The 14793-nt window shown below is 72.7% G+C and carries 13 protein-coding genes; 4 read left to right on the forward strand and 9 right to left on the reverse strand.

The window, feature by feature from the left end; all coding sequences use genetic code 11:
- Positions 1–2: 2 nt before the first annotated feature.
- From OG607_RS14505 to OG607_RS14520, 4 genes are all read left to right on the forward strand, one after another.
- The gene (locus OG607_RS14505; protein ID WP_405723270.1) at positions 3–170 is read left to right on the forward strand and encodes an ALQxL family class IV lanthipeptide; all 168 of its coding nucleotides are present in this window, start codon (positions 3–5) and stop codon (positions 168–170) included.
- 273 nt (positions 171–443) lie between these two features.
- Positions 444–1145: a response regulator transcription factor gene (locus OG607_RS14510; protein WP_405723272.1), complete on the forward strand. Its 702-nt coding sequence runs from the start codon at positions 444–446 to the stop codon at positions 1143–1145.
- Positions 1142–2056, forward strand: coding sequence for a sensor histidine kinase (locus OG607_RS14515; protein WP_405723274.1), 915 nt, complete (start codon positions 1142–1144; stop codon positions 2054–2056). The genes OG607_RS14510 and OG607_RS14515 overlap by 4 nt, the downstream gene beginning before the upstream one ends.
- Before the next feature lie 39 nt (positions 2057–2095).
- Complete coding sequence (locus tag OG607_RS14520; RefSeq protein WP_405723276.1) at positions 2096–3001, forward strand: GNAT family N-acetyltransferase; 906 nt, start codon at positions 2096–2098, stop codon at positions 2999–3001.
- Here OG607_RS14520 and OG607_RS14525 read toward each other — a convergent pair.
- The 9 genes from OG607_RS14525 to OG607_RS14565 form a co-directional block, all read right to left on the reverse strand.
- Positions 2979–4040, reverse strand: coding sequence for a trypsin-like serine peptidase (locus tag OG607_RS14525; protein ID WP_405723278.1), 1062 nt, complete (start codon positions 4038–4040; stop codon positions 2979–2981). The two genes, OG607_RS14520 and OG607_RS14525, sit on opposite strands and share 23 nt — an antisense overlap.
- A gap of 41 nt (positions 4041–4081) precedes the next feature.
- Entirely contained in the window at positions 4082–4969 is an 888-nt protein-coding gene (locus tag OG607_RS14530) for a hypothetical protein (RefSeq protein WP_405723280.1), read from the reverse strand.
- Between the two features lie 172 nt (positions 4970–5141).
- Positions 5142–5741 (reverse strand): TetR/AcrR family transcriptional regulator, encoded by a 600-nt coding sequence (locus OG607_RS14535; RefSeq protein WP_405723282.1) that lies wholly within the window; start codon positions 5739–5741, stop codon positions 5142–5144.
- A gap of 86 nt (positions 5742–5827) precedes the next feature.
- Complete coding sequence (locus OG607_RS14540) at positions 5828–6655, reverse strand: alpha/beta fold hydrolase (RefSeq protein WP_405723284.1); 828 nt, start codon at positions 6653–6655, stop codon at positions 5828–5830.
- Positions 6656–6740: 85 nt separating this feature from the next.
- On the reverse strand, positions 6741–7844 hold the full coding sequence (locus tag OG607_RS14545; protein WP_405723286.1) for a methyltransferase domain-containing protein: 1104 nt from the start codon (positions 7842–7844) through the stop codon (positions 6741–6743).
- Complete coding sequence (locus tag OG607_RS14550) at positions 7841–9067, reverse strand: glycosyltransferase (RefSeq protein WP_405723288.1); 1227 nt, start codon at positions 9065–9067, stop codon at positions 7841–7843. The genes OG607_RS14545 and OG607_RS14550 overlap by 4 nt, the downstream gene beginning before the upstream one ends.
- Positions 9064–9867 carry an alpha/beta fold hydrolase gene (locus tag OG607_RS14555; RefSeq protein ID WP_405723290.1) on the reverse strand — a complete coding sequence of 268 codons (804 nt, stop codon included), beginning with the start codon at positions 9865–9867 and terminating at the stop codon, positions 9064–9066. The genes OG607_RS14550 and OG607_RS14555 overlap by 4 nt, the downstream gene beginning before the upstream one ends.
- Positions 9868–9870: 3 nt before the next feature.
- Positions 9871–10182, reverse strand: a complete 312-nt coding sequence (locus OG607_RS14560) for an acyl carrier protein (protein ID WP_405723291.1) — start codon at positions 10180–10182, stop codon at positions 9871–9873.
- Positions 10179–14771: a beta-ketoacyl synthase N-terminal-like domain-containing protein gene (locus OG607_RS14565; RefSeq protein WP_405723293.1), complete on the reverse strand. Its 4593-nt coding sequence runs from the start codon at positions 14769–14771 to the stop codon at positions 10179–10181. The genes OG607_RS14560 and OG607_RS14565 overlap by 4 nt, the downstream gene beginning before the upstream one ends.
- Between the last annotated feature and the right edge of the window lie 22 nt (positions 14772–14793).

A 14793-nucleotide genomic window follows, 5' to 3' on the forward strand; every position in this document is an offset into this window, starting at 1 on the left:
CCATGGAACTGACCCTCGACGCACTGCAGATGCTCACAGCGGAGGAAGAACGGCCGCACGGGGCCGATCCGGCGATGTGCTACAGCATCATCTCCTGCTGGGCCTCGGCGGAGATCGAGTTCGACGGCGATCGGCAGGTGGCGGTGCTGGCAGCCGCGTCGAACTCCTGACCGGCGTCGACTGAGGGGTAACGGCCCACGGCGGGGTGGCCACTGACCACGATGGTCAGTGGCCACCCCGCGGTCGTCGTCCGTCGAAATTCCGTAGTTCTACGCAACCTCGCTACGTAAGTATTCGTCGCGGGACCGGAATACGATCGTTTCGGCGCGACGGTTCTCTTCCGGCGAATCGCCCCATTCGTATGGCTTGGCAGGATGGAAAAAGAGACCAGTGGCAGGTGTTGGAGCGAAGTGAGCACGACGGGCGGGGACCATCGGCCACACGTGTTGCTTGCCGATGACGACGAGGCGATCACTGCTCAGCTGGCCCCTTTGCTGGAGCGTTCCGGCTTCATGGTGGAGGTGGTCCATGACGGCGGGGCGGCACTGCGCGGCGCCATGGCGGTGCCGGGGCCGGACCTCGTCGTTCTCGATGTGCAGATGCCGGTGCTGGACGGCCGTGAGGTGCTGCGGCGGGTCCGCCGGTCCGGCAGTTGGCTGCCGGTCATTCTGCTGACGCAGGTGGGTGAGTCGGCCGAGCGTGCGATGGCGCTGGAAGAGGGGGCCGACGACTACCTCAACAAGCCCTTCGATCCCTATGAACTCACTGCCCGGCTACGGGCGGTGCTGCGCAGGTCGGGACGCGGACAGCCCCCGCTGAGCGCGTCGAGGACCTTGCGGGCCGGAGAGCTGCGGGTGGACCGTACCGCCCGCCGCGCGTGGCTGGGGAACCAGGAGCTGGTGCTGACTCCGAAGGCCGGTGCGCTGCTGGACTATCTGGTCACCCACCCGGATGAACTGCTCTCCAGGGAAAGGCTGCTGGAGGTGCTGTGGGGCTGGGAGACGGCCAGCACCACGCGTGCCGTGGACAACCGGATCGCCGAGCTGCGGCGGGTCCTCGGGGACGATCCGGCCAGGCCCCGGTGGATCGACACCGTCACCGGCCAGGGGTACCGCTTCATCGCCCCGGTCGAGGCCGGAGCATGAGCGCGGGCATACGCCGGTGGCTGCCCGCCGTGGCGGTGCTGTCGGCCGGCGGGGCGGCGGCCGTGGTCACCGCGCTGCTGCTGGGCGAAGTGATGGTGAGCGTGCGGTTCGCCCCGGCGTTGGGTGTCGCGGCGCTGACAGCCGGGGCCGCGGGGGTGGCGGCGGCTGTCGTTGTGGTGCGACTGCGTACGGAACGGATGCGCGGGCAGCTGCTGGAGACCGCGGGGAAGGAAGCCAGGGAGGAACACCGGCGCTTTCTGCGGCGGCTGGACCACGAGTTGAAGAATCCGCTGACCGCGATCCGGCTCGGGGTCGCCAACCTCTCGGCGGCCGATCTGGACGAGGCCGCCCGCGGCACCGCCGCGCGAGTGGACGACCAGGTCCTGCGGATGGTGCGGATCACCAGGGATCTGCGCAAGCTGGCAGCCATCGAGGACCAGCCGATGGAACGCCTCCCGGTGCCGCTGGCGGGACTGCTGGAGGCGGCCGGAGAGGCGGCCGGCGAACTGCCGGACGGCGACGACCGGAAGATCACCGTGACGGTGCCGGACGTGCCCTGGCCGTTGTCGCAGCCGCCCGGTGACGCGGATCTGCTGGAGCTGGCGCTGCACAATCTGGTCGCCAACGCGGTCAAGTACAGCGGGCCGGGGTGTTCCGTCGCGCTGCGGGCCTTCGAGGAGAGCGCGCACGTCGTGGTGGAGGTGGCCGACACCGGCCAGGGAATCCCCGCCGACGAACTCCCGTACATCTGGGACGAGTTGGTGCGTGGCAGCGAAGTGCGGGACATCCCCGGCAGCGGTGTGGGCCTGGCGCTGGTGCAGGCCGTGGTCTCCCGGCACGGCGGAGAGTGCGAGATCCGCAGCCGCCCCGGCGCCGGCACCGTGGTGCGGATGCGCCTGCCGCTGGCGTGACGGCATGCCGCAGATCCATTCTCTGACTAGAGTCAGAGAATGGATGCGACGCAGATCGACCAGGTGCGGCGGTTCAACCGCACCGTCACCGAACGCGTGGGCGTGCTCCACGACCACTACCTGGGCCGCGACCGGCCCATCGGCGAGGCCCGGCTGCTCTGGGAGATCGGCGAGCGGGGCCAGGGCCAGGACGTACGGCGGCTGCGCGAGCGCCTCGGGCTCGACTCCGGGTATGCCAGCCGGCTGCTGCGCTCACTGGAGACCGACGGCCTGGTGACGGTGGAGCCGCAGCCCCGGGACAGACGGGTGCGCACCGTCCGGCTCACCGAGGCGGGCCGCGCGGAGCGCGCCGCGCTGGACAGCAGCAGTGACGAGCTGGCCGGCTCCCTGCTGGAGCCGCTCAACGCCGCCCAGCGCACCCGGCTGGTCGCCGCCATGGCCGAGGTCGACCGGTTGCTCACCGCGGCGACGGTCACGCTGGACGCCGTCGACCCGGACCACCCCGACGCCCAGGACTGTCTGCGGTCGTATTTCGCCGAGTTGCAGGAGCGCTTCGAGACCGGCTTCGACCCGGCCCGGAGCCTGTTGCCCGACGCCGGGGAACTCCGGCCGCCGCACGGCCTGTTCCTGCTCGCCCGGCTCCACGGCGAGCCCGTCGGCTGCGCCGGTCTGAAGCTGCCGCCCGGCGCCCCGGCCGAGATCAAACGCATGTGGGTCGCGCCCCACGTGCGGAGCCTCGGCCTCGGCCGCCGTTTCCTGGCCGAGCTGGAGGCGCGGGCCGCCGAGCACGGCCGCGACGTGCTGCGCCTGGACACCAACAAGGCGCTCACCGCCGCGATCAGCCTGTATCACTCGCACGGCTTCCAGGAGGTCCCCGCGTTCAACGACGAGCCCTACGCACACCACTGGTTCGAGAAGCACATCACAGGGCGGCCCTGTCGCTGACCGCCTCGTAAACCGCTTTCGCACCCTCGCCCAGCCTCGGTCCCGCCAGCCAGATGTTGTCGGCCGGGCCGATGGACGTATTGCTGACGAGCGCCGTTTCGCCGCTGTCCGGGTTCCTGGCGAACCAGCCGCCGCCGGACGCGCCACCGGTCATGGTGCAGCCGATCCGGTACAGGGACGGCTGGTCGGCGCGGATCGACAGCCGGCCCGGCCTGTCCTGGCAGGTGAACACCCGCTCCCCGTCAAAGGGCCGCGCCGCCGGATAGCCCCAGGCCGCCATGGCCGGGATCCGGGTCGCCGAGGGCGCGTTGAACCACACGGGGGCCGCCTGCCCGATGGTCTCCTGGAGCGAGGCGGTGCCGCGCTGCGGCTTCACATGCAACACGGCGAAGTCGAACGGCGATCCGCCGCCGCCGGACGCAGTGCCTTCGCTGATCCACTGCGGAGAGGTCTCGGCCGCGTCCGCCCACCAGGTTCCGAACGGTGCGACCTGGTCCTGGGTGGCGGTCCGGCGCGCACCGCCGGTCAGGCCCTGGTTGTTGTACGAGGGCACGAAGACGATGTTGCGGAACCAGTCGCCGCCCTTGCCGCCGTGCACGCAGTGGCCGGCCGTCCAGACCAGGCCGGAGGCGCCGGGGGCGGCCGGGTCCTGAACCGCCGTGCCGGAGCAGACCGCCGGGCCGTCGGCGGAGTCGAAGAAGATCTTCCCGACCACCGCCGCGTTGTCGTGATACGGCGTGTTCTCGGCCTGCGCGGGTACGGCGGCGGGCTCGGGGTCGGTGGTGCCCGCGTCGGCTCCGAGGTCGTTCGCCACGGCCCGGTCGGGCGATTCGGCAGCCGCCATCCGGTCAGGGGTCCACAGGCCGGGGACGACGGGGTTGGAGAAGCCGGCCGAGGCCTGCCGGGCGTCCGTACCACAGCCCGTGGCGGAGAGCGCGAGCAGCAGGGCCGTAAGACAGGCGACTGCCGTTGCCGGGCGGCGGTTCAGGCGGACCTGGCGGATCTGGCGGATCTGGCGGATCTGGCGGATCTGGCGCATCGATTCTCATCCCCTCGGAGTCGGCTGCCGGGCACGGGCCGTCAGTTGAAGAAGCGGATGGACTTGACCGAGGGGAACCCGATGGCGCTCAGGTCGGCCACATCGGACTCGACGATCTTCGAGTTGCCCGTGCAGTTCGCGCCGTCCCAGATCTTGACGAAGCCGGACACCTGCAGCGAACCGGAGAAGGTGACGTTCTGGCAGCCGGGGCCGCCCACGCCCTGCGCCGGGTCGGCGAAGTTCGCGCCCTGGAAGACGGTCACGCTGCTCGCGGGCGAGGACGTGGGCGAAGCCGAGGGCGCGGTCGAGCCGGTGCCGGTGCCGCCGGCGGCCTGTCCGGCCTTCTGCCCGTCCGGCGTCACGCCGAACCAGGTGCCGCCCACGCCCTGGCCGTTGGTGTCCCCGGCCTTGGTGTCCTTGCTGAACAGGTAGACGGGCCAGCCGCCGACGGTGACCTGGAAGGCTCCGTCGCGCCGGATGAAGCCGATGGCCGACTTGTCCACTCCGTCGAGGAACACCCGGCCGCCCGGGGCCACCAGATAGGGCGGCCAGGTCGTGGCGCAGGCACCGCTGCAGTTGGACACCGACGGATTGGCGGTGTCCTTGTCGAACCGGTACAGGGTGAAGCCCGCCCCGTTCACCACCACCGGGTTCAGCGCCCCGGCCTGTCCCGCCGTCAGCTGCACCCACTTGCGGGCCACGGGCTTCTTCGCGGCGGCGGCCGGGGCCGCGCCGGTCGCCCAGTCACCGGAATTCGCGGCCGCGTTGTTCTGCTGGGCGCTGCCGGAGGTGAAGTCCAGGTCGATTGCGCCGGCCGAGGACGATGAAGCCGCCGATGCGTTGCTTTCGTCATTTCCACCGCAGGCGGAAAGCAGCAGAATACCGACGGCCGCGAATGAGGCAAGAGCAGTGGCACGTGTACGGAACATGGAAATCCCCCTGGGAAAGACCGAAGGTCGGTTCTCTGACCGCTCCGGCACTTCCGAAGCGCTCACACCCATGCCACGTATCGCGGTCCGTCCGGGTTCACACGGCCACGTCGTCGCTGGCCACGGCGCTCCCGGCGCTGCGACCTTCGGAAAGCGAGGAGGGAATTCGGTATCAGCCGGTCAGTGCGGCCCGCGTGAGAGTCGTGGCGGTGTGGACGATGCTGGTAATGGCTTCCTGGGGGTCCATTCCGCAAAGGTCGGTGAGGCTGAAAAAGGCCTCGGCGCTGACGACGACCGCGAGGTCGTTCTTGAGCTGGGCCAGCGCGGCCGGATTGGCGGCGCCGAGGGTTTCGGCCAAAGGGGAGAGTGCGTGGTCGATCAGGCCGAAGCGGAGGCCGGGGCGGGCACCGGCTTCGGCGGGGCGGGTGACGGTGGCGGCGATCATGGCGCGGACGACGCCCTGGCGGGCGAGTACGTGGCGGAGCAGGAACTCGGTGGCGGTGGCGATACGTTCCACCGGGTCGTCGGAGCCGGCGACGGGGGCGAGGGCTTCGGCCGGGGTGGGGAGCTGGTCGGCAATGGCTTCGCGCAGCAGGCTGACCAGGTCGGGGAAGTAGCGGTAGGCGGTGGCCTCGGAGACGAGGGCGGCCTTGGCGACCTCGGGCATGGTCACTTCGCGGCCGGTGCGGCTCAGCTCGGCCGCGGCCTGCACGATGGCGTTGCGTGTGCGCAGTTTCTGGTTGGCGCGGCCCGCCGTGCTCTGCGACGTCATCGGTGCACCTCTTGTCCGCGGCCGGTAGCGAGTTCACTCCCATGATAAGAGGAAGCTTGCGTCATGCCCGGTCCGCATGGCAGGGATCAGACGGCCTCATCGGGCTTCACGACGGTGCCGGCGAATTCACCGATGGCTTCGAGGGTGCGTCCCAGCTGCTCGATGTGCGGGAAGTGCCCGGCTTCGGGGATGAGCGCGAAGTGGCCGTTGGGGAAGGAGTCCGCGTAGCCGCGGCCGTAGGCAAGGGGTGCGATGCCGTCGTGCTCGCCCCAGGCGACCAGCACCGGGACGGTGACGCGGTGCAGGCGGCCCCGCAGCTTCGGGTCGTAGGTGAATCCGTCGCCCCCGTATATCGCGAGGGTCTGCATGTTGGCGGCGGCCGCGGCCCGCTGCTCGTCGCTGAACGAGGAGAAGTCGGGGCGGAAGGCCGCGTTGGCGAAGGACAGCTTGCTGACCTCGGCCGGGGCCAGGGTGCGGGGGTCGACGACGTGGTTCTTCTTCAGGTGGGCGTGGATGCCGACCGAGTTGAGCAGGGTGAGGGCGCGGATCCGGCCGCGGGTGTCGCGCAGGGCCATCTCGGCGGCCGTCCAGCCGCCGACCGAGTTGCCGATGACCAGGACCTTGGTCAGGTCGAGGGTGTCGAGCAGGTCCAGGTAGGCGAAGGCCAGGTCGGCGACGGAGTCGCACCACTGCGGGCGGGGCGTGCCGTCGAAGCCGGGGTGGGTCGGGACGACGACGTACGCGTGCTCGGACAGCGCGGCCGCCAGGCCGGCGATCGTACGGGGGCCGGCGCCCGCGTGCAGCAACAGCACGGCGCTGCCGTCGGAGTTGACGCCGTACTCGTCGATGCTGACGGACAGGCCGTGGGCCAGGCCGACGGTCCGGGTGGTGGGGGCAGAGGTGGGGGCAGTCATGATGTGGGTCCTTTTCGTGAGGGCTGACTCTCATGAATGTAGACCTCTCGCATCATTCATGCAAGTCCACTCTCACCACGAGACCTCAGTCGCGGCGGGCCAGCAGACGGTAGGCGTTGGAGACGCCGAGACGGTGGGAGACGGGTTTGACCGCGAAGCGGTCGAGGAGGGTGCCGAGGATGAGGGCGGGGATGCCGGCGATGACCATGGCGCCGCGAAGGATGCGGCTCAGGGGGCCGGGCGGGGTGGGGAGCCAGGGGAGGTTGTCGCGGGGGGCGGCGGAGTCGAGGCAGAGCCAGGTCGCGGCCAGGAGGTCGACGGGGTCGTGGGGCTCCGCGTGCTGTTCGGCCAGGACCGTGAAGCCGAGGTCGGTGAGGCGGTCGCGGAGGTTGCCGACGGGGACGAAGTGGAGGTGCTGCGGCTGGAGCCAGGGCAGCCAGAAGCGGCCGAGGAGGCGGGCGTAGCGGCTGTCGGGGTCGGGGACCTCGATGAGGAGGTGGCCGCCGGGGCGGATGGCCTGGTGGGCGGCGGTGAGTTCGAGGTCGGGCTCGGTGCTGTGCTCGAGGTAGTGGAACATGCTGACGACGTCGTAGTGGCCTGCGAGGCCGGGTGCGAGGTCGGGGAAGCTGCCCCGGTAGCCGCGTTCCACGCGGCCTGCGCACTCGGCGAGTTCGGCGCCGTCGGTGAAGTCGAGGCCGTCGAAGGTGGTGCCGGGGTAGACGGTGCGGGCGGACTCGCAGAAGTGGCCGTGGCCGGTGCCGACGTCGAGCCAGTTCTTGGGGGCGGAGGCGAAGGGGAGCAGGGATTCGGCGCGGCGCCGGTACATCGTGGTGCGGCCGGCGAAGGTGTTGCCGAGCTGCTTCTCGCCGAGGCCGTCGTAGAAGTCGCGGTAGTAGAACTCCAGGCCCTCGCCGTTCAGGCGCGGGTTCTGGAAGGTGTGCCGGCAGTCCTGGCAGCGGTCGAGAACGAAGCGGCCGGGCTTGTGCTGGATGAGGTCGGTGGTGCGCAGGCGGGTCTTGAGCCGCGCGGAGCCGCACCAGGGGCAGGTGGTGCGGCGCGGTTCGAAGAAGCGGTCCAGTCCCTTGCCCAAGTCGGCCTGGTAGACCGGCCGCAGGGCCGCGACCTCTTCGGAGCGGCTGGATTCCGGCCGGGTGGTCACGGGCGCTCCGGACTCGGGCTCGTCGCTCATGGGGTCTCCTCGGGGGTCGTTGCGCCGGTGGCGAGTCTTTCGAGGTGGGACGCCGCCGCGCTCGCGCCGCCCGCCGCGCGGAAGGCGGTACGGATCCGGCCGGCGGCGGCGCTGTGGCCGGGCTCGTGGAGTACGGCGTCGATCGCCGCGCCCAGCCGGGTGGCGTCGGCCCGGCCGAATCTGACCCGTACCCCCGCTCCGGCGTCGGCCACCTGCGCGGCCACGACGGGCTGGTCGTCGCGGATGGGGGCCACGACGAGGGGGACGCCGTGCCAGAGGGCCTCGCACACGGTGTTGTGGCCTGCGTGGCAGACGACCGCGTCGACCCGTTCGAGGAGCGGGAGTTGGGGCACGGTGGGGAGGATCAGCACGCCCTTGTCGTCGTCATCGGCCGCGCCGAGGACGCCCGCCGGGTCGGCGATCACCGCCTGCAGCCGGTCGGCCCGGGCGCGCAGCGCGTCGAGGCACTCGCGGAGGAAGCGGGCGCCGACATCGGTGTTGGCGGTGCCGAGGGTCACCAGGACCGTGCTGCGGGCGGGGTCGAGCCAGTCCCAGGGGAAGCCCGGCGGGGCGGGGCGGGCAGTGACCGACGGGCCCACCCAGCGGATCTGGTCGCCGGTCCTGGCGCCGGGGCCGACGAGTTCCGGGGTGCTGAAGGCGAGGACCAGGTGCGGCGAGAAGCGGGGGTCGGCGGTACTGGAGGCGGTGCCGGAGGCGGTGCCGGACGGGGCGCCGATCCGGTCCCGTAGACCGTGCAGGAGGGCGTCCAGCCACTCGGCGACCTTGGGCATGCCCGCCAGCACGTCGGTGAACTCGGCCGAGGTGGTGGCCGAGGTGGCCCACGGCACGCCGAGCCGCTCGGCGACCAGCCCCCCGGCCAGGGCCTGCTGGTCGGCGACGACCACATCGGGGCCGAACTCCTGGACGGCCGCCCGTACGCCGGGGGCCATCTCCTCGGCGAGCGGCACCAGGAACCGTTCCCACAGGAACTTCAGCGCCTCCGGGCCCCGGATCTCAGCCGGCCGTACGCCGTCGCCGGACCCCGGCACGGGACCGTCGCACGGGAACACCACCGCCTCCTCCCCCGCGAGGCGCCGCACCAGGCCGGGGTCGGCGCAGGCCCAGGCCACCCGGTGGCCGCGCGCGGCCAGCTCGGCGGCCACACCGGCCGCCGGGTTGATGTGGCCGGTCAGGGGCGGGACGACGAACAGGAAGCCGCTCACCCCATAACCGCCTGGCGCCCGTGGATCAGGTCCAGGATGTGGCCGCCGACCACTCCCGACGCCTCGACCAGCACCGAGTGCTCGTGGCCCGGGACCACCACCGTGCGGCAGTCGGGCAGCAGCGACTCCAGCCAGTCCGCCTGCTCCGCGAGGTCGGACTCACCTCCGTAGACCGCGAGCACCGGGCAGGACACGGAACGGATCTGATCCTCCGTCAGGACGGTGCTCGCCGGTATGTCCCGCGCGATCGTGGTAGTGCGCGCCAGTCGCGCGGCGCCCTTGGCCAGGCGCGCGGTGTTCTGGCTGCGGTTGGCGGTGATCCAGGCCAGCGCGTCCGCCTCGTTGTGCGCCAACTGGTTGACGACGCGCCCCAGGATCCCGCCGAGCTTGGCCGCCCATGCCTCGGTCGCGGGCTCCGACTCGATCACCGAGATGCTCGCCACCCGCTCGGGGCGGCGGGCGGCGTAGCCGAAGGCGACGGTGCCGCCGAAGGAGTTGCCGACCAGGTGGACCGGGCCGGTCACCTCCAGCCGGTCGAGGAGGGCGTCCAGGTCGTCGACCTGGCGGTCCACGGTGTAGCCGCTGTCCGGGCGTCCGCTGCGGCCGTGGCCCCTCAGGTCGTACATGATGACGTCGATGCCGGAGGCCGCGAAGGCCGGGGCGACGGTGAAGTAGTAGCTGGCCAGACTGTCGGTGAGCAGTCCGTGGATGAGCACCGCGGTGGCGGTGGCGGGGCGGCCGTCCCGGGGGGCGAGACGCTGTACGTGCAGCCGGAGGTCGCCGGTGTCGAGCATGGCCATGGGTCAGCCCGCCTCCGCTGCCTTGAGGCTCTGCACGACATGCTCGACGAGCCTGCCGACGGTGAGCTCGATGATCTCGTCGAACTCCATGTCCGCCAGGAACTCGGCGAAGTTGACCTGCCCTCCGTACCGCTCCTCCAGGAGCCCGGCCAGGGTGACCAGGTCGATGCTCTCCAGCTCCAGGTCGCGGTTGAAGGTGGTCCGCATGCCGATCTCGATGTCGTCGAGGCCGTATTCGTCGAGGAGTTTCGCGAGCATGCCGGTGATGTCGGCGAGCACCGACTCCTCGTCGGCGATGGGCTGACCGGTGTTCATCGTTCGCTCTCCTCGTCGTCCTGCGTCGTCCAGGCGACGACGTAGTCCCTGCTCGGCAGGCCGGGCGGATTGCCCGCGCGCTCGTATCGCACCGGATAGGCGCGTTCCAGGCGTCCCGAGACCACCAGCCGGTCCGGGGTGTCCGCCGCGATCACGGCGAAGTCCCTCGGCCGCCCCCGGAAGCCGGTGCCCTCCGCCTTCGCGACCGCTTCCTTGGCGGCCCAGAAGCGGGTGAACCACAGCGCCTCCGGCTCCCCGGTGGCGGCGACGCGGGCGCGCAGCAACGTCAGTTCGTCCTGGCCGAAGGCGACGGCGAGGGTCTCCGGCTCGCGCTCGGTGACCTCCTCGATGTCGATCCCGGGCCCGGGGCCGGGGGCGTGCGGCCGTACGAGGGCGACCGCCGCCTCCGCGCGGTGGGCCAGCGAGACGTCCAGCGGGGGCAGGGCGCGGCCGTGCAGCCCGGTGACGTACGGGCGGCCCTCCGCGTCGTTGTCCACCCGGATCTCGGCCGGGAAGACGGGCCCCTCGCCGTGGTCCCAGAGCCACTGCCGTACGGCGTCCTTGGCGGCGATGCGGCCCAGCAGCCACTGGCGGCGGCCGCGCGGGGCGTGCCGCTCGTACTCCGAACGCTCGGCGCCGCTGAGGGAGTTGCGCATGATCAGGTCCCGTGAGGCCAGGTCCGGCCACCGCTCGTGGAGCAGGGCCCAGCCGCCGGGCATGGCCCGGGAAAGGGTGTTGCGGTCGGGGAAGCGCTCCACGGGCCTGGTCTGCGGGTCGTTGTCGAAGCGGCGGTCCTGCCAGCCGGTCAGCTCCGCCCACACCGCGCCCGCGACGACCAGCTGTACGTCGGCTTCGAGCACGGTGTCGGTGAGGGAGGTGATCCGTATCAGGCACTCCACCTCGGTCCCGGCGGACGGATGCGCCCCGTGGAAGCGCATCTGCCGCATCTGGACGGGGAAGACCACGGTCCGCTCGGTGCGGGTCGCCATGATCCAGTACCCGAGGATCTGGCCCACGTTGTCCAGCAGGGCGCCGGGCGCGGGCGGGGTGGTGATCACACCGCGTATGTGGGTCTCGCCGATGGCGGTCAGCTCGGTGACCCCCTGGAACGCCGGGCCGTGGAACATCCAGCGCTCGTCGTAGAGCTGGGCGGCGGTGTGCTCCGGCGCGCGCTCGGCGGAGTCCTGCATACGCCACCGGGCGGGCGCCGACCCGGGGTGCCGGTCGGCCAGCTCGACCACCGCGCGGGCCCGGGGCCCGAACGACACCGCGAGCCGGCCGGGGGCTTCGGGCACGACGGTGACGGTGACGTCCACCGGCGGGGTCGCGGTCAGCCACTGGTCGAACCGGGCGTTGTGCACGGCCACCGCCAGCATGCCGGGGGCGGCCTGCTCGGCCGCGTCCATCATGTGCTGGACGATCGTGGTGGCCGGGACTACCGGCCAGCGGTCGGCCACGTCGGGCCAGCCGGGGCGCTGCGGGAAGAAGCAGTGGTCGAGGAGGTACGGCATCGTGTCCGGGGACACGCGCACCACGCTGCGGCTCTCCTCCTGAAGGCCGACCGGCGCGGGTGGCGCAGTGGGCGCGGGCGCCTGTGCGGGCGCCACCGGCATCCGTGCGGCCGGGCGGCGGCTGCCCGCGGCGGTGATCAACGCGGTGGCCGTGTCGGTGGTCTCGCGCATCAGCGCGCTCAGTTCGGCGGCGAGCGGGAACCGCCCGGCGAGGGCGTCCAGGGCCGATGCGGCACCCTGCGGCGGAGTGCCCACCCCGGCGGGGGCGGCGCCGGAAGGCACCGTACCCCCGACCGGGGCGGGAACGCCCACGGGTGCGGCCGCAGCGCCGGACCCGCGGTCCAGGGCCTGTCCGGCCAGCCCGGCCCGCAGGCCGGCCAGGGCCGGACCGGCGAGGGAGACCAGCGCCCCGCTCAGGTCGAGCCTTACGGGCGGCCGGGCAGCGGTCTTCGTCAGTGCGGCGCCCGCCGCCCGGGGCAGGGCCGGGGCCACGGCCGCGCCCTCGGTCCACAGGGCGGTGGCGACGCGGCGGAGCTGGGCCAGGCCCGGGCGGTGCGGGGAGTTGGCGCTGACGACGAGGTGGTCGCGGGGGCCGAGGGTGTCGCCGATGAGGGAGCCGAGCTGGCCGGTGCCGACCTGGATGAAGACCCGGTGCCCGGCGGCGTACAGGGCCTCGGTGAGCTGACGGAAGCGGACCGGTTCCAGCAGGTGCCGGACGAACAGCTCGCGCACCGCGGCCTCGGCGGCCGGGAAGGGCGCGGCGGTCGTGCCCGACCAGACGGGGACGGCGGGCGGGTGCAGCCGGAAGCGGCCCGCCGCTTCGTTGATGGGCCCCAGGTAAGGCGCCAGCATCGGCGTGTGGAAGCCGGACTGGAAGGGCAGCACATGGCTGAGCACGCCCTGGGCGCGGAAGGAGCGGACGAATTCCTCGACGGCCGTGTCCGGGCCGCAGACCATGGACTGGTTGGGCGCGTTGTCGTGGGAGAGCACGATCCTGCCGTCATCCTCCGCGAGCGCGGCGAGCACGCGTTCGGCGGGGGCGCCGATGACGCCGAAGGCCAGGCCGGGGACGGTGACCGTGTCCGGGTCGAACGAGGCCATGAAGTCGCTGACCTCGTCCCCCGCGTAGAGGCCGCCGGCCACCATGGCGGTCCACTCGCCGACGCTGTGCCCGGCCACCGCGTCCGGGACGACGCCGATCCGGCGCAGCGCTCTGTCGAGCAGCAGGCCGACGGCGACGACCCCGAAGCCGTGCCGTCCGACGTCGCCGACGCGCGCGGAGCCGGAACCGATCCCGGGCAGGCCGAAGTGGGCGGCCACATCGTCCACCCGGGGGTCGAAGTCGCCCTCCAGACCCGGGAAGACGAAGGCCGTCCGCCCGCCGCCCGCCAGCAGCGGCTCCGGCGAGAACCACAGGTCGCCGCGCCCCCGCCACGCGCGGCCCTTGGCCACCGCCCGGCGGGCCAGGGCGAGCCGCTTGGCGGTCGGGTCGACGATGCCGAGCCGGACGCGGCCCGCCTCCGGATGCGTACGCCCGGCGTCCAGGCCCGCCGCCAGGACCGCCGGATCACCGGCGTCCAGCAGGGCGGCGAGCCGCTCGGGGGTGGCGGCGGCGAGCATCAGGACGCGTTCGGGCTCGGCCACGGTCAGCGCGGGTACGGCGCCCGGCGCCTGCTCCAGGACCACGTGGGCGTTGATGCCGCCGAAGCCGAAGGCGTTGACGGCGGCGCGGCGGACCGGCTGGCCGGGGGTGGTCTCCCAGGGCGTGGCCTTCTCCAGCGTACGGAACCGGGTGGCCGCGAGCGCAGGATGCGGGTCGTCGCAGTGGAGGGTGGGCAGGAGCATGCCGTGGTGGACGGCCAGGGCGGCCTTGACCAGGCCCGCGACACCGGCGGCGGGCATGGTGTGGCCGATCATGGACTTGACGGAGCCGATGACCGCCCGCTCGTCCGTTTCGGCGCTCGGCCCGAACACATCGGCGAGGGTGGCCAGTTCGGCCCCGTCCCCGGCCGGGGTGGCGGTGCCGTGGGCCTCCAGCAGGCCGATCGACCCGGCGTTCGCTGGATCGAGACCGGCTGCCCGCCAGGCCTGGCGTACGGCCTGGGCCTGGCCGCCGGGGTCGGGGTTGACCAGACCCGCCGCGCGGCCGTCGCTGGCGACGCCGGTGCCGCGGATGACGGCGTAGACCCGGTCGCCGTCGCGCTGGGCGTCGGCGAGCCGCTTGAGGACGACCACGCCGGTGCCCTCGCCGATGAGGATGCCGTCGGCGGCGCGGTGGAAGGGGCGGATGCGCTGGCTCGGGGAGAGCGCGCGGAGCTGGGAGAAGACGCTCCACAGGGTGATGTCGTGGCAGTGGTGGACGCCCCCGGCGAGCATCAGGTCGCAGCGGCCCGAGGCGAGTTCGCCGACCGCCTGGTCGACGGCGACCAGCGAGGACGCGCACGCGGCGTCCACGGTGTACGCGGGGCCGCGCAGGTCCAGGCGGTTGGCGACCCGGGAGGCGGCGAGGTTGGGCACCAGCCCGATGGCCGACTCGGGGCTGTCCGGGCCGAGCCGCTCGGTGAAGGCCTCGCGGACCCGGTCGAGCTGTCCGGGATCGAGGTCGGGCAGCAACTCGCCGAGCGTGCGTACCAGTTGCCCGGCGGTACGGACCCGCTGGTCGAGCCGGACGAGCCCCGGGGTGAGGTAGCCGCCCCGGCCGAGGACGACGCCGATGCGGTGCCGGTCGGGGAGCCGGTCCTCGCCGCCCGCGTCGGCGATGGCGGCGGCGGCCACGCTGAGCGCGATGAGCTGGTCGGGCTCGGTGCCGGCCACCGAGTTCGGCATGATCCCGAACCGGGTGACCTCCACCTCGGCCAGGCCGTCCACGAATCCGCCGCGCCGGCAGTACACCTGGTCGGCGACGGCCCGGCCGGCGGCGGTGCCGGGGCGGTAGTAGTCGGCGTCCCAGCGCCCTTCGGGCACGTCGGTGATCGCGTCCGTGCCGTCCAGCAGGTTCCGCCAGTACGTGGCCAGGTCGGGCGCGCCGGGCAGCAGCACGGCCATGCCGGTGATGGCGATCGGTGGCGCTGTTGCCATGCCCCTGCCATCCATAGCGCCG

Origin of the sequence: Streptomyces sp. NBC_01537, assembly GCF_045040445.1 — a bacterium.
Taxonomy (GTDB): domain Bacteria; phylum Actinomycetota; class Actinomycetes; order Streptomycetales; family Streptomycetaceae; genus Actinacidiphila.